The organism is Streptomyces sp. NPDC048415, assembly GCF_040651675.1.
Classification (GTDB): Bacteria; Actinomycetota; Actinomycetes; order Streptomycetales; family Streptomycetaceae; genus Streptomyces.
Window position 1 is genome coordinate 1 of record NZ_JBEZKJ010000115.1, and the last position, 23,659, is coordinate 23,659.

A 23,659-nucleotide genomic window follows, 5' to 3' on the forward strand; every position below is an offset into this window, starting at 1 on the left:
GAGCCTGTCGTGATGTACCTGCGCAAGCAGGGCCCGGGTCTCGTCACCGCCGCCGACATCGCGCCCCCGGCCGGTGTCGAGGTGCACAACCCCGATCTCGTCCTCGCCACGCTCAACGGCAAGGGCAAGCTGGAGATGGAGCTGACCGTCGAGCGCGGTCGCGGCTATGTCTCCGCCGTGCAGAACAAGCAGGTGGGCCAGGAGATCGGCCGTATCCCGGTCGACTCGATCTACTCGCCGGTGCTGAAGGTCACGTACAAGGTCGAGGCGACCCGTGTCGAGCAGCGCACCGACTTCGACAAGCTGATCGTCGACGTCGAGACCAAGCAGGCGATGCGTCCCCGTGACGCCATGGCGTCGGCCGGTAAGACCCTGGTCGAGCTGTTCGGTCTGGCCCGCGAGCTCAACATCGACGCCGAGGGCATCGACATGGGCCCGTCCCCCACGGACGCCGCCCTCGCCGCCGACCTGGTGCTGCCGATCGAGGAGCTGGAGCTCACTGTCCGTTCGTACAACTGCCTCAAGCGCGAGGGCGTCCACTCCGTGGGTGAGCTCGTCGCCCGCTCCGAGGCCGACCTCCTGGACATTCGCAACTTCGGTGCGAAGTCCATCGACGAGGTCAAGGCGAAGCTCGCCGGCATGGGCCTGGGCCTCAAGGACAGCCCGCCCGGATTCGACCCGACCGCCGCCGCACTCGGCGCGGACGACGACGCGGACGCGGGTTTCGTGGAGACCGAGCAATACTGAACGCTGCGCTGCGCCGGTCATAGAGACACCTCGCGTACAGGGACAGGAGAACCTCCACGCTGTTCCCTGCCCGCTGGGTGACCTCGGCCGGGTCCGCGCCTGCGCACAAACCCTGGCGAAGGCAGCCGGCGACAAAGCGGCGCAGCTCCGCCACTTCACGTACGACCCGCTGCTCGGCCAGCCGCGGTCGCCGGCTTCTGGGCTTGCCTGCTGTGCCCGTCACCCCAGCTGGTCTGACGGGGAACCCCGGCCGGGGTTCCCCGCCGTCCTCGGGCACGTCCAAGGCGCGCAGCCGGGGTGGAGCGTGGCTTGCCAGCCAGGCGCCGGGTCGACGCGCCGCGCGGGCGCTGCCCCGAGTGCGCTTCGAGGGCGCGCCCGTAGCCGTCCGAGGCCGTCTCCCGCGTCCTCACCGGGCCCGGTGGCGCGGTCGGCTTCGGGTCCGCGTCGGCGGCCGCCGTGGCGGGCCAGCCGCACCGGGTGCGGGCGGCAGGACGTACAGGGTGGGCGCCGCCGGACCGGCGGCCACGGCTGCCCGCTTGGTGCGTCCGGAGGGCTGGAAACCGCTGCCCGAGCGGGCGTGCTTCGGGCAGTCCCCCGGCACACGCTGCCGAGTGGCTGATTCTCCGTTCACGGCACGTGACCGATCACGCCTCGTCCGTCATATGCGCTGCTCAGAGGCGGTACCGTAACTGCGCAGACAGCGCTCAGTTCCTCTGAAGGAGACCAGCATGGCAACAGGCAAAGTTAAGTGGTTCAACGCAGACAAGGGCTTTGGCTTCATCGCGCAGGACGACGGCGGCCCGGACGTGTTCGTCCACTTCTCCGCCATTCAGAGCACCGGCTTCAAGGAGCTGTACGAGGACGACAGGGTCGAATACGACGTCACCCAGGGACCGAAGGGTCCTCAGGCAGAGAACGTCGTCAAGCTGTAGCGCTACTCGGCAACTACGGCACTGATCTGACACCCCGCCCACGGGTCAAGAGCGAGGACCGAGGAGTGAGTGGCGTGGATGACCTCGAGCAGTGGCTGCGCGACCAGCTCGAGGAAGACCCGCGGGTGGCCGAGGCTGCCACGCCCGGCCCATGGCGCGACTGCGGCGGGTACGTCACCGCCGGGCCCGACGGGCCGCCGTTGGTACAGGTGACTGACTATGGCACGCAGGACGAAGAGGACACGGGGCCTCAGGGACAGGCAGACTCCGCTCACATCGCTCGTCATGATCCGGCACGGGTCCTGCGCGACATCGAAGCGAAGCGGAAGCTGGTCGACGACTACGCCGAGGTGACCGCGAATGACGTCGACGAGCCCGGCTGGGCGAGCGCGCTCGGCCACGCGGTGCGCCTGCTTGCCCTGCCGTACGCGGACCAGCCCGGCTACCGGGAGAAGTGGCGGCCGTAGCCGGATACTGGCCTCACGCTAAGCCGGAGCAGAGGCCATGAGCAACACCCAATCCCCCGCACGCATTTGACGAAGCCCCCGCCGCTGGCGGGCGAATCCAGGGATCGTCGCAACACGCTGACAAGCCGCGAAGGGTTCGCCGAGGTGGGCAGGGTTTGTCGGGCAGGTCCCCGGGCCGGGCCATGATCCAGGAGGTGAGGCGGCGCGGGGCAGGAGTGAATGGCCGACGGCGACCAGGGCTCCCCTACGACCGCGGCGCTTGACAGTGCGTTGGTAGCCGATCCATCCCCGGACAACGCCCCTCCTCACGCGTAAGCGTCCGCACGCTGCCCGCGAAGAGCCCTCAGGGGCAACCTGGCCTCGGCCAGCCGCCATCCAAGCGAATCCATCCGCGTTCACCGTCCTGTCCTGCCGACAGCGACCGAAGCGACGGAGAAGACCGAGCTCACCACACTCACCCCAAAGTGAGCAGCAGCAACGATCACGGTCAGTGATCCTCCAGGATGCGCGGGCCTGACGGGGCTGCTTCGCTGGTGAGGCACGCTCCCCCCCGTTCACGAAGGAGTGATCATGAGCGCAACAGACCCTTCCCGCGGCTCTGCCCAGCAAATGCGACAGAAGGCCCAGGAGATGGAGCAGGCCGCCCAGCGCGCCTCCGACCCCCAGGAGCGCCAGCGGCTGCAGGACAAGGCCCGCAAGTTGCGCGAGCAGAGCGAGCAGCAGGGCGGCCCGTCTGAGGGCCTCGACCCCATGGTCTGACACCACCCCCGCATACTGCCGGCCGACAGACTGTCGCAACCCCCACCTCCGCGACGGGCTGCCGGCCGGTCCGCGTAGCCGCCATGCCGCGAGTGTCGCCAGCAGTCCTGGCGGGCGTGCGAGATTCCGGCGGCGCAGAGGGACGCTGAACGCCCCGGGCCCCGCTCAACTGGCTGAACGGCTCGAATACTTCCGCTAGGCGCTGCGCTTCGGCTTCCCTGAGGCCGCCTTCTTCGTGGTCTTCTTCGCGGCGGTCTTCTTGGCCGGCGCCTTCTTCGCCGTCTTCTTGGAGGCTTTCTTCGCCAGCATCTCGTGGACCGTGGCGTCCTCGCCGCGGGAGGCCTGCGCCTTGCGGACGGATTCCTGTAGTGCGGCCATCAGGTCCATGACCTTGCCCTCCGGGGCCTCCTGCTCAGGCACCTGCGGAGGCGCCTTGCCCTCCAGTTTCGCCTCGATGACCTGCTCCAGGGCCTTGCGGTATTCGTCGTGGAACTCGCTGATGTCCCGTTCGCCGATGACGTCCATCAGTGCCTCGGCTTCCCGCAACTCCTGATCGGGCAGCTCCACCGGCTGCGGCGCGAGCTCCGCAGGCGAGCGCACTTCATTCGGGCCAGTACATCGTCTGGAGCGCGATGACTCCGCCTTCGACCACGCGGAGCTGACCGAGCCGTTCCCGGCCGTGTCACGCCATCTTGATGATCGCGACCTTCGACGTGCGCTGCAGGGCCATGCTGAGCAGCTTGTAGGGCTTGGCCGCTACCTGGCCGTCGACTTCCAAGTAATAGCTGTCCCCGAGCCGCACGGCGTCGATGCGCTCCGCGGGCACGAAGGCCACCACGTCGATCGCCTTGGCCGTGGGCAGCGGCATCTCCCGCAGCTCTTCATCCGAGACCGGGATGACCCTGTCCTTGCCCAGCTCATAACCCTTGCCGATCTCATCCTCACTGAGCGTCTCGCCGTCCAGCTCGCACACCTTGCGGTACCGGATCCGGCCGCCGTCCTCCATGTGGATCTGACGGAAGGAGATCGAGCGGTTCTCGGACGCACTGACCACCTTGATCGGGATCGTGACGAGCCCGAACGAGATGGCACCGGTCCAAACGGGACGGGGCATGGCAAACCTCCGCGACGTGCCCCGAGAAGACCAGCCTACGAGCGGCTGCCTGGTCAGGCACGTGACCACGGTCAGCTGGGACTGCACAGGCCCGTACGGCCTGCATACTCGTCGCCTCCGACGTGCACCTGGCGGGCACCGACACCAACAGGTGGCCCTACCGGCGGCAGCGGGAAGCACTGCCATAAGAGCTCGCTGACCCGCGCCAGACGATCACAGCGTTGCGTAGGGGTCGGCCTCTCCCGCAACCTGCTCTACGGTGAGGTGCCCGAGGTGAACGGCCGCTTTGCACGCCTTTGGGCCGTAGGACCTCGTTCGGAACCTTGCCGCGGGCAGGGCGTCTCGATGCTGACGCGGTGGATTGACGGCATCGTGACCGGCGCTCGCCGACGGCCGTTGAGCGGCGTGGCACGCGCGCATCGGTTTTCCGTGGTCCCCTGTTACTTCCCGGCGTTGTGCCGGGGGCCGTGACGAGACGGGCTTCCGGTGAGCGTCCTGTCATGGCACGCGGCGCCTGGTCTTCCCCCGAGAAGACCAGGAACCGCCGTCCCCGGCGGCGACCGATCGCCGGGACAGCTCATTGACGTCTTCTCAGCGACGATCATTTCCAGATTCGGTTGAGGGCGAGGGCGGCCCTGGCGATGTCGCCGATTCGGCTCGGGCTGAGGGTGATGTGTTGCAGGTGCTCTTCGACGTCACCAGGACGCCGCGGGCGTGCGGGTCGGCGACATCCGCCTGCCGGGCCGTGGTGTCCGCCGGGCGAGGGACCGGGAGGCGGCGGTATCGTGCGTCCGCAGGCCAGGCGGCTCGTACAGTGGAATGGTGCGTAAGCCTCCCCGGCCGAGGGCCTGGACCCATGACCGCCCAGGCCCTCGCTTTGGTCGGCAAGGCCACCATGACGCGGCCAAGAAAATCAACTGTCGCAAGCGACCTATCGCGCTCGACACCCGGGCCTACTGGTGCTGATGAACGCCTCCCACAACGTCCGCGACTACGAGTCGTCTGCCCCAGCACGCCGAAGCGCATCTGACCTGGGCGCGCTTATCACGCTCATGACCAAGCAGCTGGGCCGGCGCACCCCGTAGTCCTCAGGGTGCGGCGAAGGTTGACGGCTGCGAGCGTATGGATGAAGGGGATGGTCCGAACGGGCGAGGACGGAGGCGGGCCCCATGATCGTGGCGCATCCTTCGCTCCTGCGGGAGCTGGTCGAACGGTGCGAGACGCTCGGGCGGCGCTTGGCATCCGGCGGGAGCGCGGAGATCGCACGTCAGCTTGAAGACGCCACATACACACTGTGTGTGGTCACGGGCACCCGTCAGCTCGACACGGCACTGTATGTGGCCCGCCAGCAGCTGGCCGACGCCATGACACGGCACTGTCCCTTCACAACAGCTGGCTGAACAGCCAGGGGCTCGGTGCCCCGGACGCCCCCGAAGCACCGAGCCCCGTTACCCGTGCAAGCCGCGCGCGAGGACCACGAACCGCCTGCGCCACCCCTGAGTGAACAGATCGGCCGAACTGGGCTGTTGACGTGGAGCACGCCCGTCGCCTGGGTGCCGCGCAGACCAAGGAACAGGCACTCAAGGCCGCGCTTACCGGTAGCGGCCGGGATGCGGGGCTACCCGCCGCGGGTGAGGCTGGTGCCATGTCCGAGCTCCGCGTGATCGTCTATCCGCCGTCCGAGACCGGTGGCCGCAGGGTGTGCATCGACGATCGGATCCTCGGCACCGCATACAGCCTTCACGACCTCACTGTGTTCCTGCAGAACGCCGGCCTGACCGGCTGGGACGAGCTAGATGTCGCCGAGTCAAGTCTGATCGAGTGGCATGAAGGCGGGCCAGAGGTATGGGGGCGCTGAAGACCCCTTGGCCGCACGCTGAGCCTCTCCCTCTCCGCCGAAGACCGGCCGCTGTCCGTACTCACTGAAGCGCCGGGCAGCCAGCCGGGACGTTCATCGAGACGTTCACGGGCGCACCTATGTCCACGCCCCGGCTGCATGCGCGCGGCACCTCCTCAGGGCCCCAACGGGTTGAGCGGGCTCACTCCTGTGCCGGCGTACAGATCGGGGTCGAGGGACAGCAGAGTGGGGTCCTCTCCGGCCTGCCGGGCCACGATCACGGACGCGGCGGGGTGCAGGATCCGCCAGTCCGCATGCCGCCATGCCCCGGCCACCAGGGCATGGGAACCGGTGAAGTCGGCGACCGTCGTGAAGCGGCGGCTCATCACGTGCTGGCCGACGCCTGGCTTCTCGCGCTCGGCGACGGCGGCCGACACGGCGGGCACCACGATCTCGGCGTAGCCATAACTGGCTTCCACATACAGGCCATTGAGGAATTCGTCGCCCTCGGCGAGCGCCTGAAGACAGGTGTGGTCGAGCAGTACGCGGATCACGCGGCGTGGCTCTCCCGTCCGAGACCCTCAAGGAAGGCCCGCGCCTTCGCGCGCGCCTCGTCGGTGACGGTCACCCCCGTCATCTGCCGGATCTCCTCCATGGCGTACTGCGCGCGCTGCTCCTTCTCCTCCTCGGTGAGCTCACGCGTCACGAGCTCCTCCAGGAGATCGTTCATCGTGGTGCCGCGCTCGCTGGCCAGGGTCTTGAGACGGTCGCGGACTTCCTTGGTCGTCTTGATGCTGGTGTCCTGATCTCCCATGAGCCCATTCTACTGCTGGTAGAGCGAGGGAGTGCGGTCATCGGTGCACCGACTTCGCCTCCCAGTGCCCGACTCGGCTGCCACCCTCGACGCACCCGAGGAAGAGGAGACAGACGAGGTCTGACTCTCAACCCCGTGCCGAGGCGCAGGTGGCGGGTCCGCTGCGCGGCATGACTTGGTGAGCCCGGGACACGGGCCGGACCACGGCCATCTGTAGGTACCCAAGGTGGTACCAAGCTGGGTACCGTGGGGGCATGCCAGCACTCAACATCGAATTCTCCGAGGGCGAGATGGCTCGTCTCCGCGAGCGAGCGACTATCACCGGCAAGAGCCTGAAGCAGCACGTCCACGACGTGACCGTGGAGGAGGCCGACCGGATCGCCTTCGTGGAGGGCGCCGCCGCTGAGGCCGAGCGCATCCTGCCCGGCGTGATGGAGCGCTTCCCCGCAGGCCTGCGGTGAGCCCGATCGTCCGCGTCGACGTCGGCTGGGTCCTGCAGATCCAGGCATCGATCTCCCCGCTCAACGTGCCGGTCGCGGACTGGGGCGCCCTAGGTTTCATGGCCGACCGGCACAAGTTCGAACGCGAACGCGGCAGCCTGTACTACGAAGAGGTTCCCGTCCGCGCCGCCACCTTCCTGCATTCCTCCCTGCTGCTGCGCCCCTTCACGGACTACAACCTCGTCATCGGCTGGGGCTGCACCCACCAGTACATGCACCTGTCTGGCCAGCCCGTCCAGGCGAAGGACGACGAACTGTTCGAGCTGGCCCAAGCGGTGCGCGCCCAGGATGTCGACCTCCGGGCGGTTGCCCAGCGCCTTGAAACGTGGCGCACCGCATAGACCTTGAGTTAATGGGTACCCATTAGATTTGCTTGATGGGTACCCGTGTGCACATGGATACCGATACCCCCCCTGCGCAGGACGCGCCACTGCAACCACCCGCCCCGTTCCAGGCGCTCGCCCACCTCCTCGACGGACCGGAAAGCATCGAGCAGGCCGCGATCCTCACGCAGGCCCTCAAGGCCGTACCCGACCTGCAGCGCTGGCTGCGCGAGCGACGGCAGCACGTGGTCAATACGCTGCACGACCGCGACAAGATCTCGTACACAGATATGGCGCCCCACCTTGACGTCACCCCCGAGCGCGTCAGCGGCATCGCCCGCGGCCACAGCCGCTCGGGCGGGAAGAAGCGGCGCGGCCAAGCCGAGGACCCCGGGCCGGACGGGACGGCGTAACCGACGGGGCGCTTAAGGAAAGCCCCGAGCCCGTTGTCAGTGGGGCGCGGGTGTTGCCCGGCGTTGAAAATGCTCATGAAGACGGCGTTCACGATGCCGACGGGCTCTGATGGCGACGCCCCGCCGGAGGGTGTTCCGGCGAGGCGGTCGTCGGCAAGGTGTCGTTTTCGTCGGCAAGGTGCCGGTGGTTGAAGGCTGCGTGACGTGTGCGTCGTCAGGCGGGCGCCTGGGGCCTGCCCGTCGTCCTGGCAACTGTGCGGTGCATGGGGAGCAAGAACGCGACAACGAACACGCCGAAGATGGTGATGGGCGACAGCCAGACAAGTCTCGCGGGGTCGTCCTGCAGCCAGTGCCGGTTGCCCCACCCGTTCGCGAAGACGTCCGTCACCATCACGGCGCTTGCCAGCCAGACCCTTTCCCGCCGCACGAGTCCCACCAGCACGGCAACCAGCGGATCGAGGATCGCCAGGCTGACGAAGAACACCTGCAGGAGAACCTGAGGAAACGACGCGTAGGCATGGATGCCGTCACGGACGAGATCGAGAATGTGGACGCAGGATCCTTCGAAGAATCCGATCAAGTACACCGCAAGAATCCATCTCGCCCACAACGGTTGTCCGCCCCATCGTTCCCGCAGCTCAAGCCACACCGGGCCACCCTAGAACGTCGGCGTGGCCAAGGGATCAAAGTCGGGCTCTCAGTCGCCGACCACCTCACTTACGGTGGCGCGTGCGCACCAGGGGGCAGAACTGGCGACCTCGCGTATTCAACTGTCGCCAATCCTCTGCCGAGAATAGCCTGCTGGTGACCGTGTGTGATCTCCACAAACCCAGCGACGTAGCATGACGACGGCCGCCCGTAAGCTTACCTCGGTGACATCCCTTGCTAGCCGCTGACGCGCTGGCGCTCACCGGTGGTGGCCGCTTGCTGGACGTAGTCGAGGAGGCGGTGGCGGCGCACGGCGTGGGCGAAGTCGGGGACGGTGTGGGTGCCCTCGGCGAGGTCAGCGCGCAATTGAGCGTAGGCGTGGGCGACGGTGTAGGCCATGGTGTCGCGTTGCCCGGCCAGGGCGGGAACGTTCGCGTCGTAACGGGCCGGTACCGGCAGCTCGGCCAGTTCCGCGTTCTTCCCGCGGGCGCCGTGGAGGGTGACCTGCCCGAACTGGAGGTGTCCGGAGTCGCCCGTGACACGCAGGTCGCCCTCTGTCCCGTTGATCTCCCACAGGAAGTTGGTGGAGCGGGCGAGCCCGCCGCGGAAGTGGACGGAGACGACGGCGCCCGATTCGAGGATTCCGCTCACGGCGATCTGGTCCTCGACGTTCATCGGCAAGGGCTCCCCGGTCTCCTCGTGCCGGACCTCAGGGCGCCGGGTGGCCGTGGTGGCGCTGAGCTCGGTGAACTCGCCCAGCACCGAGGCGAGTCCGTCGATGGTGTGACCGAATGGGATGGACAGCATGGTCGCGCCGTTGGCGCGGTCGAACACGTAGGCGCTGCGGCTGTCATACGTCGCGCCCCACTTTCCTGCTGAGGCGACGACGCTGGTGGACAGCACCTCCCCGACGTATCCGTCTGCGACCAGGTCGCGCAGGTAGCGGACCGGCGGGGCGGAGCGCGCCTGGAGCCCGACGAAGCCCCGCAGCTTCCGCGACTGCGCGAGCGTGGCCATCTCCTCGGCCTCCGCGGTCCCGTTGCCCAGCGGCCACTCGCTCAGCACGGTCTTCCCGGCGGCCAGCGCGGACATGACCAGCTCCCTGTGGTACGGGACCTTGACGGTCACGACCACCAGGTCCACCTCATCCTGCTGGACCAGTTCCTCGACGCTGCCGAACGCCAGCGGAACTCCGAACTTCTCCCCTGCGGCCTTCGCGGACTCGGCGCTGCTGGCGCTGAGGCCGCGCAGCTCGTAGGCGTCGGGCAGGGCGGCGAGGGCCGGGACGTGGGCGGTCCCCGCCCAGCCGCCATTGACGCTGAGCCCGACGATGCCGACGCCGATCGGGGCCGGCGAAGCGGACGCGGGCGTGGACGCGTGTGTGGATGAAAGAGAGGAGGCCATGGCGGTTCCCTTCGCATGGTCGGTGCCACCGGCTGGTGATCACCACCGTAGTCTATGTTCGCTCGAAGGCGAACATAGGCTTTCCGGGGCTCCGTGGATACTGGGGACGTGGCCAGCCGAACCTCATCCCCGTTGCTCCATCCCGACGAGCAGGACATGGACCTGTTCACGGTGATGGCCGCCCTCAGCGACCCCGTCCGCCAGGGCATCGTGGCCACCCTCGGTGCCAAGTCCGAAGTGCCCTGCGGCTGTTTCGACCTCCCGGTCGGCAAGTCCACCAGCAGCCGCCACTTCCGCGTGCTGCGCGAGGCGGGTGTGATCCGGCAGCGGGACGAGGGCACGCGACGCATCAACTCCCTCCGCCGCGAGGAGCTGGACCGGCGCTTCCCCGGCCTGCTCGACCTCGTCCTGCGAGAGGCGGCCGAGTGCCGTCGGCACCTCGTGTATTCCTCAGCCGACGAGGGTCTGCGGTCACCTTGAGTGATCTCCCGGGGCACAGTGCCGCCAAGTTCCTCCTGCCTCGGCGGCGAGCTGCGCGGTGGTCTCGTCGTGGAGCATGCGGGCGATCACGGGTGCGGGGGCCTGGAGGACCTGATCAAGACATGGGCCGACACCGTCAGTCTGGACAGTGGGAAGTTCAAGCGGGTGTTTGCCGCCTGCGTCGTCGCTTCCGATGCCCTGCACGCCCGGCCCGGCGGGGGCCAGGACTACACGAACCTGCGGTTCGCACGCCTATGCCCAGCGCCATGCCGACGCCGGCGTCCCCGTTGACGTGCTCAAAGAGCTCATGGACCACCGGTCGATCGTCACCACGATGTCGTACGACCAGGTGTCCCTGAAGCGGAAACGCGAAGCGATCACCACCATGCGGAAGCACACTACCGACCGTTCCGGCCGTCCGGCACCGTTCACCAGCACCACCGACTACGAGGCCCAGTCGGTCGCCGTTCCGTTCGGCAACTGCCGCGAGCCCAGCAATGTCAAGGCCGGCGGCAAGGTCTGCGCGATCCGCTTCCAGTGCGCGGCTGCGGCTTCTATCGCCCGGCCCCTCCTACCTGCCAGCGATCGAGGAGCACGTCAACGACCTGCGGGCCGACCGCGAGACCGCCAAAGCCATGGACGCCGACGACTTCGTCCTCCGCAACCTCGCAGACCAGATCACCGCGTTCACGAACGTCGCAAAAACCATGCGCGACCGGCTCAGCAGCCTTCCCCAGGGCGAACGAGAGGAGATCGAGGAGGCCAGCGCGGTCCTGCGGAAGGTCCGAGCGACCCGGGACCACAAGCTGCTGCCGCTGACCGTGATCCGCAAGGAAGACCCAGATGCCTGCTGAGACGTCCGCGAAGCCCGCCAGGACGCCCGCTGAGGTCCTCAAAGCCGCACGTCAGCGGGACAGTGCCGACAAACGCGGACGCGTCCTCACATGCTTCGCGACAACCGACGCATCACCTTTGCCACGGTCGCCCGCGAGGCCGGTGTATCCAGCTGGCTCGTCTATGCGCCGGGCCTGCGCGAACCCATCGACCAGGCACGCGCCCGCCAAGCCACCCAAGGCCACCAGGACCAGCAGAGCGGACGGAAAGTCTCCACCGCCAGCGAGCAGACCGACCTGCTCCTCGCCCGACAAGAGATCAAACGGCTCCTGAGCGAGAACGGCCAGCTGCGGCAACAGGCCCGCGTTCACCTCGGGCAGCAGGTCGAACAGCTCGGCAACCACGACCTGTTCGACCGCGTCAACGAACTCACCGAGGAGAACCTGCGGCTGTCCACGGCAGAACGGCAGGCGACCAACCAGAACGCGGAACTACAGCAGCGAGTCACCGAGCCCGAGGACGACCTCGCCGCCGCCCGCACCAGCCTCCGCCGCATGATCCGTGACGAGAACCGCCCACAACCAGCTCCCCTAGACGGCCGTGCTACGGGGCCACCGGATACTTGCCGGCATGTCCCTTACTCCAGACGATGAGATCCGCAGCCGCGAGGAGCTGGCCGCTTTCGTCCGCAAGTTGCACCAGGACTTTCTGCAGCAAGGCGATGCGTGGGAGAACAACACACTCGCCACTTTCCTGGACGCCCTCGCCGCGTGGGTGCACGACTCCCCAGGCTTCTATCAGAACTTCGGCAAAGAGCTACCAGCAGGTGGGGACTGGACCTTCATCGCCCGCGCGCTCCAAGCAGCCAAGGTCTACGAGTACTGACCTTTTCGGATTGGCTTCGGGGTGGTGACGGTGGGTGATCCCTGCGGTATGCCGGTGTTATGCGGTATGCGGAGGGTGGGGGCCTGACTGCTGAGCGGCGGGCTGTGCGTGAGGTGCTCCGGCTGGAGGCCGGAGAGAGGTTTGCACGTGGGGAGAGAACCTCGGATATCGCCAAGGACCTGCGGGTGAGCCAGCGTTCAGTGGAGCGCTGGCGCCATGACTGGCGTGAAGGCGGGATGGCGGGTCCGAGAGGGCGGTATGCGAGTTGACAGGTGATTTGTCGTCACCTGAACGTGTGGGACTGCGGCATCCCTGCCGGTCGGAGGGCTCGGGCGTGCTGGGCTGACCACGTGGGCCCTGATCGAGCCGGTGATCGCCGCGTGGAAGGCCGCACACCCCTCGGTCAGCGGCCACCAGGGCCGGTACGAGATGCGGGAGATCGTCAACGCGCTCCTCTACCAGGGCCGCACCGGCTGCCAGTGAGACCTGCTTCCGCACGATCTGCCGCCGCGCGGAGCGGTGATGTACTACTTCACCAAGTGCCGCGACGACGGCACCGACCAGACCATCCACGACCTGCTGCGCTGGCAGGTGCGGGAGCAGGCGCGGCGGAAGACGGACCCGAGCCTGGTGGTGCTCGACACCCAGAGCGTGCACGCGGCGGCCGGGGTGCCGGCGGAGTCGACGGGGCGTGATGCGGCAAAAAGTACCGGGCCGCAAGCGCGGCCTGGCCGTTGACGTGTTGGGCCTGGTGATCGCGGTGGTGGTGCTCGCCGCGTCCGTGCACTGACAACGCTGCCGGCATCGCGCTGCTGGACAAGGTCGCAGCCGACACCGACACCGTGCAGAAGGCCCTGGTCGACCAGGGTTTCAAGAATGCCGTCGTCGCGCACGGGTGCAGGTCGGCATCGAGGTGGAGATTGTCGAGCGCAACCCGGCGCGGACCGGGTTCGTGCCGATCCCCAAGCGGTGGATCGTGGAGCGCGCCTACGGGATCTTGATGCTGCACCGCAGGCTGGTGCGCGACTACGAGCACCTGCCGCGCAGTTCGGAGTCGAGGGTGTACTGGGCGATGACCGCGGTGATACTGCGGCGGCTGCGGGGCGGTACTGGCCCGGCTGGAGGAGCGGGAACGCGAGATCGCCGCGCAGGCCGAGACGACGGGAGAGCAGATCGCGCAGCTGACCGCACGGCTGGACGAGCTCGGCAGAGCTGCCGAGGAGGTCCGGATCACCCGCAAGACGTTGCTGGAGCTGCCCGATCCGCAGCCGCCCGCACCGCCGGCACCGAAACTGCCCGGCCATCCGGCCTACCAGCAGATCATGGCGGTGTTCGCCGCGGCCGACGCGCCGCTACGGGCGCGGCAGGTGTGCGAGGCGATGGACTTGGAGATCGCGCCCAACAACATCAACAACACCCGCCTCAAACTCAAGCGGCTGACCGAGCGCGGAATCCTGGTCGAGACCGAGCAGGGCTTGTTCACCCAGCCACGGCCGTAGCCACCCGGCAACCCCGCGGCCAGCCCGCTTGCCCCTCCCGAAAGGGAGAAGCGGACATCACCTCACGTACCGCCCTCTGAAGCGCGAACGGATTCACACACAATGCCCTCACCGGGGGATCCGCTCGGATGTCGCGCGCCCTCATCCGTCCGTGAGTGTCCCCGTTCTTCCCACAGGGGTATTCAGCCATGGGCGGTTTCAACTCATCGACTTTTGACGGGCTTCGCGAGGCGCTGCGGGGTCCCGTCCTCGTTCCCCAGGATCCGGGCTACGACGAGGCCCGCAGCATCTACAACGCCATGATCGACCGACGTCCCGCCGCCATCGCGCAGTGCGTCGACGCCGCGGACGTGAAGGCCACGATCGCCTTCGCCCAGGACACCGGGGCGGAACTCGCCGTGCGCGGCGGCGGCCACAGCGGGCCGGGCCTGTGCCTGGTGGACGGCGGACTCGTGCTCGACCTGTCGCCCATGCGCTGGGTGCGCGTGGACCCGGCGACGAGCAGCGCACAGGTGGGCGGCGGCAGTCAGCTGGGGGATGTGGACCACGCGACCCAAGCCTTCGGTCTCGGCATGCCGGCCGGAATCATGTCGACCACCGGCGTCGGCGGTCTGACACTGGCTGGCGGCCACGGCCACCTGACCCGCAAGTACGGGCTCACCATCGACAACCTGCTGGCCGCCGACGTGGTCCTGGCCGACGGGAGGTTCATCACCACGTCGGAGAAGGACTACCCGGACCTGTTCTGGGCGCTGCGGGGCGGCGCTGGGAACTTCGGTGTCGTCACGTCCTTTACGTACCGGCTGCACCCCGTGCACACGGTCGGGGTCGCGGTGACGGTGTGGCCGATCGACCGGACGGCGGAGGTGCTGCATTGGTACCGGGAGTTCCTGCCTGCCGCGGACGAGGACCTCAACGGCTTCTTCGCCATGCTGGTCGTCCCGCCCGGGCCGCCGTTCCCGGAGCCGATCCACGGGCAGAAGATGTGCGCTGTGGTGTGGTGCTACACAGGCGACCTGGACGCCAACCGCCTCGAAGAGGTACTGGCCGTCGTGAACGAACCGGCTCCGCCCGCCTTCCACTTCGCCACCCCCATGCCGTACCCCGCCCTGCAGACCATGTTCGACGAACTGATCCCCAAGGGGCTGCAGTGGTATTGGCGCGGCGACTTCTTCGACGCCATCTCCGACGAGGCGATCGAGGTGTTCCAGCGGTACGGCGAGAACATCCCCACCGAACTGTCGACGATGCACCTGTACCCGGTGGACGGAGCCGCCCACCGGGTGAGTGCCGACGACACGGCCTGGGCCTACCGCGACGCCGTCTGGTCCGGCGTGATCGGCGGAATCGACCCCGACCCCGCGAACGCCGATCTGATCCGGCAGTGGTGCGTCGACTTCTGGAACGACCTCCACCCGCACTCCATGGGCGGCTCCTACATCAACTTCCTGGGCGAGCGGGAAGGCCCTGAGCGGGTGCGGACCACCTACCGCGGGCACTACGACCAACTCTCCTCGATCAAGCGCACGTACGACCTGGACAACTTCTTCCGCGCCAACCAGAACATCCCGCCATCGGCGGGGTGACGCGGCGCGGCTTCGAGGCCCTCCACTCCTTGGAGCCTTGTCTGCCGGTACCACGGGGGCCATCCTGGCGCGGACGCGGTCCGTACGATCATCGAGGGCCGGCGCCCATGCCGTGCTGGAGGTGCTCCGCGACGGCCGGTGGAGACCGGGCGCCGTCGGGCGTTTTCTGCGGCTGGCCGCTCACCGGTCGATGCGGCAGGCGGCCCGGCGTCCGCGTGCGATCGCGCAAGTCGGCGCCGTGCAAGGGATGCTGTTCACGTCCGAGCGACGCCGCGGAGCCAAGCGGTGGGTGGCCACCAGACCGGCAGAACCTCAAAGAAATCCTGGCCCGCTGCCGGAAGCTGCCACCGGGCATGTCCGGTCCTTCGCCGCGATGATGGCCGTCCGCAGCGCGGAGCGCCTGGCCCAGCGGGTCACCGACGCCTGCGCGGACGAAAGTCATAGGCTGCGCGCCTTCGCAGACGGCCTCTGATGACCGACCTCGACGCCGTGGCCCTCGGCCTGAGCACGCCATGGAACTCGGGCTGCGTCGGGGCCGCGTGACGGACATCAGGCTGCTCAAGCGGCAGAATGGCGGGCCGGGCCGCCCCTGCTCCGCAAACGCGTCCTACTCGTGGCCGCGGCCGCCGACAACACAGAGTCTCCAACCCGTCAGCCACGTGATCGCCTGGTCATCCAGCCAGCGCACACCGCGGCGGTGGGAATCCCCGAGGACCTGCCGGGCTGCAGGGCTCGACGACAAAGGCGCAGAGATGAACCGTCTCGAGGAGAACGCGCTGTTCCAGCCTTCGCGCCTGTGATCGTGCGCGTGGCTCGGAGAAAGAACACCAAGCGTGCGCCCTGCGCCACGTCCCAAGCCGACCCCACACTCAGGGCCAGGAGACGTGGAGTCATCCCGGGCTGCCGGGGGCAGGTTGGTGCCCGCCGCCGGTGGGGTCGAACCCCGCCAGCATCTGCTCCAGTGCCGCCTGGTCCGGCCCCACGAACGCCGATTCCCCGGCTGCAGAGCCCAGCGTGTCGATCATCGACGTGGTGATCCCCGGCGCCGGCGGCAGATGCACGGAAAGGACAAGCTCTGGCTCCCTGTCCCGCAGCGGCCGGAAGGTCGCGAGGAACTTCTGGACATCCACGTTGTGCACCCACGGGCTGTCGACCGTAGCCCACAGCAACTGCGCGGCCCGCAACTCCTCCACGCCGACCGCACCGACGTCATCGGCGTGTGCCAGTTCGACACTGGGCATCGGCCCACCGAAGCAGTCAGAGCTGAAGCAGACCCCTGACCGGTCGTCGAAGAGGCCGACTGTGGCCGGGTTGTCGTACAGCGGCGGCCTGAACGCCGTAAGGGTACGGTCGCCGACATCCAGGGTCTGCCCCGGATTGAGCAGATACAGACGATCGAGCGGCAGCGGCCGCTCACAGGACAGGAACCCGGCGGACAGGAACGTGGTCACGACACGCGCCTCGGGCGCCGCGGCCAGCAGGTCGAAGACCCCACCCGTGTGATCACGATCCGGGTGCGTCAACCAGATCCATCGCACGTCGGCCGGATCCAGCACGGAACCGACCGCCTCCAAGAAATTCCGGTCCGGCAGCCCCAGTCCGGTGTCGATGACGACGGGCTGCGAGGCGAGCAGTACGAAGGCGTTCACCGGGAGGTATCCGATCCCCGGCACTTCAATGCTGTCGTTCAGGACGCTGATGTCCGGGCGGACCTTGTGCACCGGCATGTCACATCTCCACGTTCCCCCAGGACGGTGATCGTGCCGCGGCCTCCCCCTCCATCATCGGTCTGTCCTCCTGGCACCGCACCCCGGCCATTTTTTTGCCGCATCACGCCCCGTCGACTCCGCCGGCACCCCGGCCGCCGCGTGCACGCTCTGGGTGTCGAGCACCACCAGGCTCCTTCCGCCTTCCGTCGCGCCTGCTCCCGCACCTGCCAGCGCAGCAGGTCGTGGATGGTCTGGTCGGTGCCGTCGTCGCGCCACTTGGTGAAGTAGTACATCACCGCGCCGCGCGGCGGCAGATCGTGCGGAAGCAGGTCCCACTGGCAGCCGGTGCGGCCCTGGTAGAGGAGCGCGTTGACGATCTCCCGCATCTCGTACCGGCCCTGGTGGCCGCTGACCGAGGGGTGTGCGGCCTTCCACGCGGCGATCACCGGCTCGACCAGGGCCCACGTGGTCAGCCCAGCACGCCCGAGCCCTCCGACCGGCAGGGATGCCGCAGTCCCACACGTTCAGGTGACGACAAATCACCTGTCAACTCGCATACCGCCCTCTGAAATCGAAGGTCCGGCGAAGTTGCCGAAGTTGTCGGATGAACGGTTCGCCGGACTGGAGGAAGAGCTGGCCAAGGGTCCGGCCGCACACGGCTGGGAAGATCAGCGGTGGACGTTGGAACGCGTCCAGACGGTGATCAGCGACCACTTCCGGATCAGCTGCTCGATTGCGGGAGTGTGGCGGCTCCTGCACCGGCACGGCTGGTCCTGGCAGAGCCCGGCCCGCCGCGCACTGGAACGCGACGAACACGCCGTCGAGCTCTGGAAGAAAGACGTGTGGCCGCAGGTGGAAGGACCGCGGCGGCGCTCGGGGCCTACATCCTCTTCGAGGACGAGGCCGGCTTCGCGATGACGCCGCCACGCGCCCGCACCTGGGGCAGGCGCGGACAGACTCCCGTGGTCAGGGTCCGGGGCCGTTCCCGACGCCGGATCTCGGTGGCGGCCCTGTGCTGCTACCGTCCCGGCGAGACATAGAGGCTGATCTACCGCCCACGCTTCCATCTGCCTTTCAAGGGAGCCCGGAAGAGCTTTTCGTGGACGGACTACCGTGACCTTCTGGTCCGCGCGCATCTCCAGCTCGGTGCCCCCGTGGTGATCGTCTGGGACAATCTGAACACCCACAGAACGGCCGGACTGCGTCAGTATGCGGCTGACCACGACTGGCTCACCGTCTTCCAACTCCCGCCCTACACACCCGACCTGAACCCTGTCGAAGGCGTCTGGTCACTGCTACGGCGAGGACCCATGGCCAACACCGCGTTCACCGATCCCGAACACCTCGAGCGCACACTCCGCCGCGGACTGGCCCACATCCAACGGCACCCCGACCTCATCAACGGCTGCCTCACCGAAACCGGCCTGGACATCACCACACACCCGAAGCCAATCCGAAAAGGTCAGTAGGTCGGGTCGTCGCAGCTAGTGCCGCCCCGCGGAAGTTCCGCCGATGAGTTTCCGGCGGTTGTGCCGTCTACCCGTCGACGAAGGGAGCGCACCATGCGCAAGATCATCGTTTGCACGTTCCTGACGCTCGACGGCGTCATGCAGGCGCCGGGCGGTCCGGACGAGGACACTGGGAGCGGCTTCGAGCACGGCGGCTGGCAGAAACCGGTGGCCGACGACGAGGTCGGCACGGCCATCGCCGGTTGGTACGAGCACTCCGACGCGATGCTGCTCGGCCGCAAGACGTACGAGATCTTCGCGTCGTACTGGCCGACCGCCGATCCCGACAACCCGTTCACCAATCGGATGAACAGCATGCACAAGTACGTGGCGTCTCGGACCCTGACGTCCGTCGAGTGGCAGAACTCCACGCTGCTGGAGGGCGACATCGTCGATGCCGTACGCCAGCTGAAGGCGTCCGACGGCGGCAACATCAACGTCGTCGGCAGCGGCGACCTCGCCCAGACACTCATGCAGCACGGCCTCGTCGACGAGTACCGGCTGACCATCCACCCGGTGATCATCGGCACCGGCAAGCGGCTGTTCGCCGACGGAGCGATCCCCACTGCACTGGAGCCGGTCAGCGTCTCGACGACGAAGGGCGGCACCGTCGTCGGCGTCTACCGGCCGAACGGTAAGCCCAGCTACGACAGCTACTAGTGTCGTGCGCCGCGGAAGTTCCGCCGATGGCCATCGGCTCGTTGGCCGGGCATGGTTGATGCTGATGATCGGTGTGCGCTGGAGGAACGGGTACGTGGGCATACCGCCCTTCAACGCGTGGCCCGCCGCGCGCATAGTCCTGCTGGCTGCTGGAGGGTGCCCAGCCCGGCGGATAGCGGAGATTGTTCGGGTGGATGTCTCCACGGTGGTGCGGTGGCGGGACCGGTGCGCCCGGGAGGGGCTGGCGGGGCTGGACGACCGGCCCCGCTCGGGCAGGCCGTCCGTCCACGGGCCCGAGGTCCGACTGCGGATCGTGGCGACCGTCACCAGTACGCCGCCCACCCCTACAACGCCTGGTCGCACCGGCTGATCGCACCGGCTGATCGCCGAGCACCTGGCGGGCACGAGCATCTCCGCCTCGCAGGTTGGGCGGATTCTCGCTGCGCTCCAGGTCAAGCTCCATCGGGTCCGCGACTGGCTGACCCGCCCCGCCGACGCTCACTTCTTCACGAAGGCGGCCGAGCTGTGCGCCCTTTACCGCAAATGCCCACCGCGCTCGGTGGTGGTGTCGGTGGACGAGAAGACCGCGATGGCCGCCTGTTCCCGCAAGCACCCCGACCGGTTGCCTGGCCGGGGACGGGTGCGCCTGCGGGAGTTACGTCCGTCACGGCACCGTCTCGGTCACCGCCGCGCTCGATGCGCACCCCGAAGCGAGCCGAGGTGGACTGCCTTCGCGAATGCTTGGCTAGCCACATGATTGCTGTTACCTTGATTATGTGGCTGGCCACGCTTTTGGTGTCACAGGGAATGGAGTCATCATGAAAGCAATCGTTTTCGACCAGTTCGGCGGCCCGGACGTGCTGCACGAGGCGGACATCGAGGTCCCGCAGCCCGGCCCCGGCCAGGTCCGGGTCCGCGTGAAGGCCGCCGGGCTGAACGCGCTGGACGGCAAGATCCGTTCCGGGATGCTGGAGGCCGTCCTCCCGACGACCCTCCCCGCCGTCCCCGGTGGCGAGCTCGCCGGCGTGGTGGACGCCCTGGGTGAGGGCGTGAGCGACGTGCAGGTCGGCGATGAGGTGCTGGGCTGGTCGGACACCGGCTCGTACGCCCAGTACGCGCTGGCCACCACCGTGGCCCCCAAGCCCGCCGGCCTCGACTGGCAGCACGCGGTCGCGCTGCCGGTGGCCAGCGAGACGGCCGAGCGGGTCCTGAACCTGCTGGAGGTGGCCGCCGGGGAGACCGTGCTGATGCACGGCGCGTCCGGAGCTGTGGGAACCCTGGCGGTCCAGCTCGCCACGGCCCGCGGAGCACGCGTGATTGCCACCGCAGGCCCCTCCAACCAGGACTACCTCACCTCGCTCGGCGCCACCGCGACCGTGTACGGCGACGGTCTGGTCGGCCGGGTGCGAGCGCTGGCCCCCGACGGCGTGGACGCGGTGTTCGACCTGGCCGGGAAGGGAGCCCTGGAGGACTCCATCACCTTGCGGGGCGGCACCGAGCGCATCGTCACCATCGCCGACTTCGGCGCACGGCAGCTGGGCATCACCTTCTCCCAGGGGTCCCAGGAACGCTCGACCGCCCGCTTGGCCGCCCTGGCCCAGGACGCCGCGGCCGGCAAGCTCGTCACCACCGTCACCGCCTACCCGCTCGACCAGGCGGTCACGGCCCAGCAGGTCAGCGACGCCGGGCACGTGCGGGGCAAGCTCGTCCTGAGCGTCGACTGAGCACGCCTGGCCACCGGCTCCCCACGACCACCCGCTGCCTTTACGGTGACCGGCCGGTCACCGCCCTATCGAAGGACACCCTCATGCTGGATTCCCTGTGGACGCCGACCACTCTTGGCGGCATATCTCTGCCGCACCGCCTGGTCATGGCCCCCATGACCCGTGACCGCTCCACGCCAGAAGGCGTACCGACCGAGCTGAACGCCGAGTACTACGCCCAGCGGTCCTCGCATGCGCTCGTCATCACCGAGGGAACCCAGCCCTCCGCCGACGGCCAGGGCTACCTCCTGACCCCCGGCATCCACAATGACGAGCAGATCGCCGGGTGGCGCAAGGTCACCGACGCCGTGCACGCGGCCGACGGCCGGATCGTCATCCAGCTGATGCATACCGGACGCATCGCCCACCCCGACAACACCCCCCACGGGCGCCGGCCGGTCGCCCCTTCGGCAATCCAGGCGCAGGGCGCGATGTTCACCGCGTCGGGGCCCCAGGAGATGCCGACCCCCCGTGCTCTGTCGACGCAGGAGGTCGCGGCGACCGTCGACGACTTCCGGCGCGCCGCAGCGGCTGCCGTCGCGGCCGGCGCCGACGGCGTGGAGATCCACGGCGCCAACGGCTACCTGGTGCACCAGTTCCTGTCCGACAACACCAATCAGCGCACCGATGGCTACGGCAGCTCGATCGAGGGCCGCATCCGCTTCGCCGTCGAGGTCGCCGCCGCAGTGGCTGGCGAGATCGGCGCCGAGCGCACCGGCATCCGAATCTCCCCCGCAAACCCCTACAACGACATCGCCGAGTCCGACACCGCCGAGCTGTATCCGGCGCTCCTGGACGCCCTGCGCCCCCTGGACCTGGCCTACCTCCACGTGATGCACGCCGACGACGAGGAGCTGCTGGGCACTCTGCGCGCGCTGTGGCCGACCACGCTGATCCTCAACCGGGGCGGCACCGACCTGCCCGCCCGCGCCAAGGACATCGACAACGGCACGGCCGACCTCGTCTCCGTCGGCGCCCTCGCGCTCGCCAACCCGGACCTGGTCGAGCGGCTCCGCGCCGGCGCACCGCTGAACACCCCCGACCCGGCGACCTTCTACGGCGGCGGAGTGGCCGGCTACACCGACTACCCCACCCACACCGTCTGAGGAACCGAACCATGCCCACCCCCGAACCCCGCATCCCCACGACGGCCGGCGCAGGACCGATGAGCTACGCGATCTTCCAACTCGCCCGCGCCCACCGCGCCTACGCCGCCGCCATGCTGCGCGCGATGGACCTGCATCCCGGACAGGAGCTGCTGCTGATGCACCTTCTTGACCGGGACGGCCAGTCCCAGTCCGAGCTGCTCGACAGCGTCGGCCTGGACCACTCCACCGTCTCCAAGTCCCTTCGCCGCATGCAGGACGCCGGCCTGCTCATCCGTGAGCCGGCCGCACATGACCGGCGCGTCATGGTGGTCCACCTCACCGACAAGGGCCGGGCGATGCGCGAGCCCATCGCGGCCCTGTGGCAGGCCCTGGAGGAGACCACCGCCCGGAATCTGTCGGAGCACCAGGCGGAGTCCTTCGTCGAGACCGCCTACGCCATCACCGAGGCGATCAGCAGCCGCGCGCTGCCGGAAGAGTCCGCGTGACTCCCCGGTGTGCACCCCACGCGGACTGGGGTGCACACCGTCCCGCATGCGGCGCGACCACCGCCAGGTCGGCCCTATCACCCATCCCGTAGTGGCTGCCTTCGGACGCGGCACGTTCCGGCGGCGAGGCGCACTGCGGATCCGCCCCCACGGCCCGCCTTCATTGGCCCGCCCGGCACGCAGGCGCCTATGTATGCAGCCGCGCCTGCCCCGCCCACCAAGCCCCTCGCTGATGACCTGACGGAAAGTGAGACTCCCATGCCTGCCACCGACTCAACCGCCCTCCCGGTCCTCGTCGTCGGGGCGACCGGCTCCCTGGGGAGCAAGGTCGTCGACGAACTTCTGGGGCGCGGCAAGAACGTCCGCGCCCTGGTGAGGCCGGCCAGCGACGCCAGCCGGCTCGAAAGCCGGGGTGTGGAGATCGCCCGCGGCGACATGCTCAACGTCGACTCGCTCGTGGATCGAGACTTGTGCGGTGTTATCTCACTTGATCTAGTCTGCCGGCCAGCTCATGGCCCTGTGCTGCCGCTATGCCCACGTTCGGCGTCTTGACGTGAAGCGGGCTGTTGAGACCCGTCGCCTTACGGGGTCCAGGATGCGATGCTGCATGCCGGATCGAACGGCTGGGGGGACTGTCGATGAGTGCGCAAGGCGTCGTGGCCGTTTCTGTAGCGGTCCTGGCCCCCGTGGTGACCGCGGCTGCTGGTGTGGTGAGCCTGATGGTGCAGGACCGGCGGATGCGCCGGTCACGAACGGGCCGCCGCCAACTGGCCTTCGAGGACGCGACTCGGCAGGTAGCCTTCGCCGCCGAATGGTGGAAGGCCAGGCAACTGATCGCCTCCACTCCGGAGACGCTCCAAAACGCGACCACCGTGGCGCAGCGCTGGCTGGATGAGGCATCCGAGCGGGTGAACACAGCTGAGCGAGCCGGTACCGACGGGGAGCCGCAGGTGTCGGTCAGCAGGCTGCTGCTGCTCTACCGGTTCCGCCATCCGTCCGCGAAGGTCATCCGGATCGGCTTCTACGGGGCACTGGGCGCCATGGCCTACGGAAGCCTGGGCCTCCTCGGCCAAGCCCAGGATGGTGGGACCAGGGGCGACCTGGTCTGGGGAGCACTGTGGACGGTCCTGATCGGGGTGCTCGCGCTGTTCCTGCGCTTCTGGGCGGTCTCGGCGGACAGCGC

At 68.4% G+C, this 23,659-nt stretch carries 31 protein-coding genes and 4 pseudogenes; 27 read left to right on the top strand and 8 right to left on the bottom strand.

Annotation, left to right across the window (positions count from 1 at the left end; all coding sequences use genetic code 11):
• The coding region (locus AB0D27_RS39830; RefSeq protein WP_362518962.1) for a DNA-directed RNA polymerase subunit alpha at positions 1–747 on the top strand (747 nt) is incomplete at its 5' end.
• On the opposite strand, the pseudogene AB0D27_RS39835 reads toward AB0D27_RS39830, so the two are convergent.
• Positions 653–856 (bottom strand): annotated as a pseudogene (locus AB0D27_RS39835) (hypothetical protein); the annotation flags it as partial. The gene AB0D27_RS39830 and the pseudogene AB0D27_RS39835 overlap by 95 nt on opposite strands.
• Before the next feature lie 619 nt (positions 857–1,475).
• Here AB0D27_RS39835 and AB0D27_RS39840 point away from each other — a divergent pair.
• The 3 genes from AB0D27_RS39840 to AB0D27_RS39850 all read left to right on the top strand — a co-directional run bounded on the left by AB0D27_RS39840 (position 1,476) and on the right by AB0D27_RS39850 (position 2,905).
• A complete protein-coding gene (locus tag AB0D27_RS39840) occupies positions 1,476–1,679 on the top strand; it encodes a cold-shock protein (protein WP_362518965.1) in 204 nt (67 codons plus the stop codon).
• Between the two features lie 74 nt (positions 1,680–1,753).
• Positions 1,754–2,146, top strand: a complete 393-nt coding sequence (locus AB0D27_RS39845) for a DUF6221 family protein (RefSeq protein ID WP_362518968.1) — start codon at positions 1,754–1,756, stop codon at positions 2,144–2,146.
• A 570-nt stretch (positions 2,147–2,716) separates the two neighbouring features.
• Complete coding sequence (locus tag AB0D27_RS39850; RefSeq protein ID WP_362518971.1) at positions 2,717–2,905, top strand: DUF6381 family protein; 189 nt, start codon at positions 2,717–2,719, stop codon at positions 2,903–2,905.
• A gap of 195 nt (positions 2,906–3,100) precedes the next feature.
• Here AB0D27_RS39850 and AB0D27_RS39855 read toward each other — a convergent pair.
• Positions 3,101–4,019 (bottom strand): annotated as a pseudogene (locus AB0D27_RS39855) (Ku protein).
• Positions 4,020–5,188: 1,169 nt separating this feature from the next.
• Between AB0D27_RS39855 and AB0D27_RS39860 the strand changes: the two are divergent.
• Entirely contained in the window at positions 5,189–5,419 is a 231-nt protein-coding gene (locus AB0D27_RS39860; RefSeq protein WP_362518974.1) for a DUF5133 domain-containing protein, read from the top strand.
• A gap of 131 nt (positions 5,420–5,550) precedes the next feature.
• Positions 5,551–5,877 (top strand): hypothetical protein, encoded by a 327-nt coding sequence (locus tag AB0D27_RS39865; RefSeq protein WP_362518976.1) that lies wholly within the window; start codon positions 5,551–5,553, stop codon positions 5,875–5,877.
• 155 nt (positions 5,878–6,032) lie between these two features.
• Here the strand turns inward: AB0D27_RS39865 and AB0D27_RS39870 are convergent, their stop codons facing one another.
• The gene (locus tag AB0D27_RS39870) at positions 6,033–6,410 is read right to left on the bottom strand and encodes a PIN domain-containing protein (protein ID WP_362518979.1); all 378 of its coding nucleotides are present in this window, start codon (positions 6,408–6,410) and stop codon (positions 6,033–6,035) included.
• A complete protein-coding gene (locus AB0D27_RS39875) occupies positions 6,407–6,670 on the bottom strand; it encodes a hypothetical protein (protein WP_362518981.1) in 264 nt (87 codons plus the stop codon). Before AB0D27_RS39875 ends, AB0D27_RS39870 begins: the two co-directional genes overlap by 4 nt.
• A 254-nt stretch (positions 6,671–6,924) precedes the next feature.
• On the opposite strand from AB0D27_RS39875, the gene AB0D27_RS39880 reads away from it, so the two are divergent.
• From AB0D27_RS39880 to AB0D27_RS39890, 3 genes are read left to right on the top strand one after another with little or no spacing between them, the layout of a single operon-like run.
• Positions 6,925–7,131 (top strand): hypothetical protein, encoded by a 207-nt coding sequence (locus tag AB0D27_RS39880; RefSeq protein WP_362518984.1) that lies wholly within the window; start codon positions 6,925–6,927, stop codon positions 7,129–7,131.
• A complete protein-coding gene (locus AB0D27_RS39885) occupies positions 7,128–7,511 on the top strand; it encodes a hypothetical protein (RefSeq protein WP_362518986.1) in 384 nt (127 codons plus the stop codon). The genes AB0D27_RS39880 and AB0D27_RS39885 overlap by 4 nt, the downstream gene beginning before the upstream one ends.
• A gap of 53 nt (positions 7,512–7,564) precedes the next feature.
• Positions 7,565–7,906, top strand: a complete 342-nt coding sequence (locus AB0D27_RS39890) for a sigma-70 family RNA polymerase sigma factor (RefSeq protein ID WP_362518989.1) — start codon at positions 7,565–7,567, stop codon at positions 7,904–7,906.
• A gap of 214 nt (positions 7,907–8,120) precedes the next feature.
• On the opposite strand, the gene AB0D27_RS39895 is transcribed toward AB0D27_RS39890, so the two are convergent.
• A complete protein-coding gene (locus AB0D27_RS39895; RefSeq protein WP_362518991.1) occupies positions 8,121–8,492 on the bottom strand; it encodes a hypothetical protein in 372 nt (123 codons plus the stop codon).
• A 299-nt stretch (positions 8,493–8,791) separates the two neighbouring features.
• The gene (locus AB0D27_RS39900) at positions 8,792–9,958 is read right to left on the bottom strand and encodes a Gfo/Idh/MocA family oxidoreductase (protein WP_362518994.1); all 1,167 of its coding nucleotides are present in this window, start codon (positions 9,956–9,958) and stop codon (positions 8,792–8,794) included.
• A 108-nt stretch (positions 9,959–10,066) separates the two neighbouring features.
• Here AB0D27_RS39900 and AB0D27_RS39905 point away from each other — a divergent pair, with 108 nt between their 5' ends.
• The 8 genes and pseudogenes from AB0D27_RS39905 (at position 10,067) to AB0D27_RS39940 (ending at position 15,242) form a co-directional block, all read left to right on the top strand.
• The gene (locus AB0D27_RS39905; protein WP_362518997.1) at positions 10,067–10,438 is read left to right on the top strand and encodes a helix-turn-helix transcriptional regulator; all 372 of its coding nucleotides are present in this window, start codon (positions 10,067–10,069) and stop codon (positions 10,436–10,438) included.
• 635 nt (positions 10,439–11,073) lie between these two features.
• Entirely contained in the window at positions 11,074–11,292 is a 219-nt protein-coding gene (locus tag AB0D27_RS39910; RefSeq protein ID WP_362519000.1) for a hypothetical protein, read from the top strand.
• Between the two features lie 90 nt (positions 11,293–11,382).
• The gene (locus AB0D27_RS39915; protein WP_362519003.1) at positions 11,383–11,925 is read left to right on the top strand and encodes a hypothetical protein; all 543 of its coding nucleotides are present in this window, start codon (positions 11,383–11,385) and stop codon (positions 11,923–11,925) included.
• Positions 11,903–12,157, top strand: a complete 255-nt coding sequence (locus tag AB0D27_RS39920; protein WP_362519006.1) for a hypothetical protein — start codon at positions 11,903–11,905, stop codon at positions 12,155–12,157. Before AB0D27_RS39915 ends, AB0D27_RS39920 begins: the two co-directional genes overlap by 23 nt.
• Before the next feature lie 59 nt (positions 12,158–12,216).
• Positions 12,217–12,426, top strand: a complete 210-nt coding sequence (locus AB0D27_RS39925) for a helix-turn-helix domain-containing protein (protein ID WP_362519009.1) — start codon at positions 12,217–12,219, stop codon at positions 12,424–12,426.
• Positions 12,427–12,469: 43 nt separating this feature from the next.
• Positions 12,470–13,256: pseudogene (locus tag AB0D27_RS39930) on the top strand (IS5 family transposase); the annotation flags it as partial.
• Between the two features lie 145 nt (positions 13,257–13,401).
• Entirely contained in the window at positions 13,402–13,656 is a 255-nt protein-coding gene (locus AB0D27_RS39935; protein ID WP_362519043.1) for a hypothetical protein, read from the top strand.
• A 188-nt stretch (positions 13,657–13,844) separates the two neighbouring features.
• A complete protein-coding gene (locus AB0D27_RS39940; protein WP_362519012.1) occupies positions 13,845–15,242 on the top strand; it encodes an FAD-binding oxidoreductase in 1,398 nt (465 codons plus the stop codon).
• Positions 15,243–16,132: 890 nt separating this feature from the next.
• Here the strand turns inward: AB0D27_RS39940 and AB0D27_RS39945 are convergent.
• Together AB0D27_RS39945 and AB0D27_RS39950 are read right to left on the bottom strand one after the other, a co-directional pair.
• Positions 16,133–16,969, bottom strand: a complete 837-nt coding sequence (locus AB0D27_RS39945; RefSeq protein ID WP_362519014.1) for an MBL fold metallo-hydrolase — start codon at positions 16,967–16,969, stop codon at positions 16,133–16,135.
• Positions 16,970–17,050: 81 nt separating this feature from the next.
• Positions 17,051–17,454: pseudogene (locus AB0D27_RS39950) on the bottom strand (transposase); the annotation flags it as partial.
• A gap of 196 nt (positions 17,455–17,650) precedes the next feature.
• Between AB0D27_RS39950 and AB0D27_RS39955 the strand changes: the two are divergent.
• From AB0D27_RS39955 to AB0D27_RS40000, 10 genes are all read left to right on the top strand, one after another.
• Positions 17,651–17,869: a winged helix-turn-helix domain-containing protein gene (locus AB0D27_RS39955; protein WP_362519041.1), complete on the top strand. Its 219-nt coding sequence runs from the start codon at positions 17,651–17,653 to the stop codon at positions 17,867–17,869.
• Positions 17,794–17,991, top strand: coding sequence for a hypothetical protein (locus AB0D27_RS39960; protein ID WP_362519046.1), 198 nt, complete (start codon positions 17,794–17,796; stop codon positions 17,989–17,991). The genes AB0D27_RS39955 and AB0D27_RS39960 overlap by 76 nt, the downstream gene beginning before the upstream one ends.
• Positions 17,992–18,105: 114 nt before the next feature.
• On the top strand, positions 18,106–18,420 hold the full coding sequence (locus AB0D27_RS39965; protein WP_362519017.1) for a transposase: 315 nt from the start codon (positions 18,106–18,108) through the stop codon (positions 18,418–18,420).
• Between the two features lie 93 nt (positions 18,421–18,513).
• Entirely contained in the window at positions 18,514–19,119 is a 606-nt protein-coding gene (locus AB0D27_RS39970) for a dihydrofolate reductase family protein (protein WP_362519020.1), read from the top strand.
• Between the two features lie 64 nt (positions 19,120–19,183).
• Entirely contained in the window at positions 19,184–19,489 is a 306-nt protein-coding gene (locus AB0D27_RS39975; RefSeq protein WP_362519023.1) for a helix-turn-helix domain-containing protein, read from the top strand.
• 448 nt (positions 19,490–19,937) lie between these two features.
• A complete protein-coding gene (locus AB0D27_RS39980; protein WP_362519026.1) occupies positions 19,938–20,843 on the top strand; it encodes an NADP-dependent oxidoreductase in 906 nt (301 codons plus the stop codon).
• Positions 20,844–20,926: 83 nt separating this feature from the next.
• Positions 20,927–21,988: an alkene reductase gene (locus tag AB0D27_RS39985; RefSeq protein ID WP_362519029.1), complete on the top strand. Its 1,062-nt coding sequence runs from the start codon at positions 20,927–20,929 to the stop codon at positions 21,986–21,988.
• A gap of 11 nt (positions 21,989–21,999) precedes the next feature.
• Positions 22,000–22,476 (top strand): MarR family winged helix-turn-helix transcriptional regulator, encoded by a 477-nt coding sequence (locus AB0D27_RS39990; RefSeq protein WP_362519032.1) that lies wholly within the window; start codon positions 22,000–22,002, stop codon positions 22,474–22,476.
• A gap of 258 nt (positions 22,477–22,734) precedes the next feature.
• Positions 22,735–23,028 (top strand): NmrA family NAD(P)-binding protein, encoded by a 294-nt coding sequence (locus tag AB0D27_RS39995; RefSeq protein ID WP_362519035.1) that lies wholly within the window; start codon positions 22,735–22,737, stop codon positions 23,026–23,028.
• A 104-nt stretch (positions 23,029–23,132) separates the two neighbouring features.
• Positions 23,133–23,659, top strand: a 527-nt coding sequence (locus AB0D27_RS40000; protein WP_362519038.1) for a hypothetical protein, incomplete at its 3' end; no start/stop codon positions are given.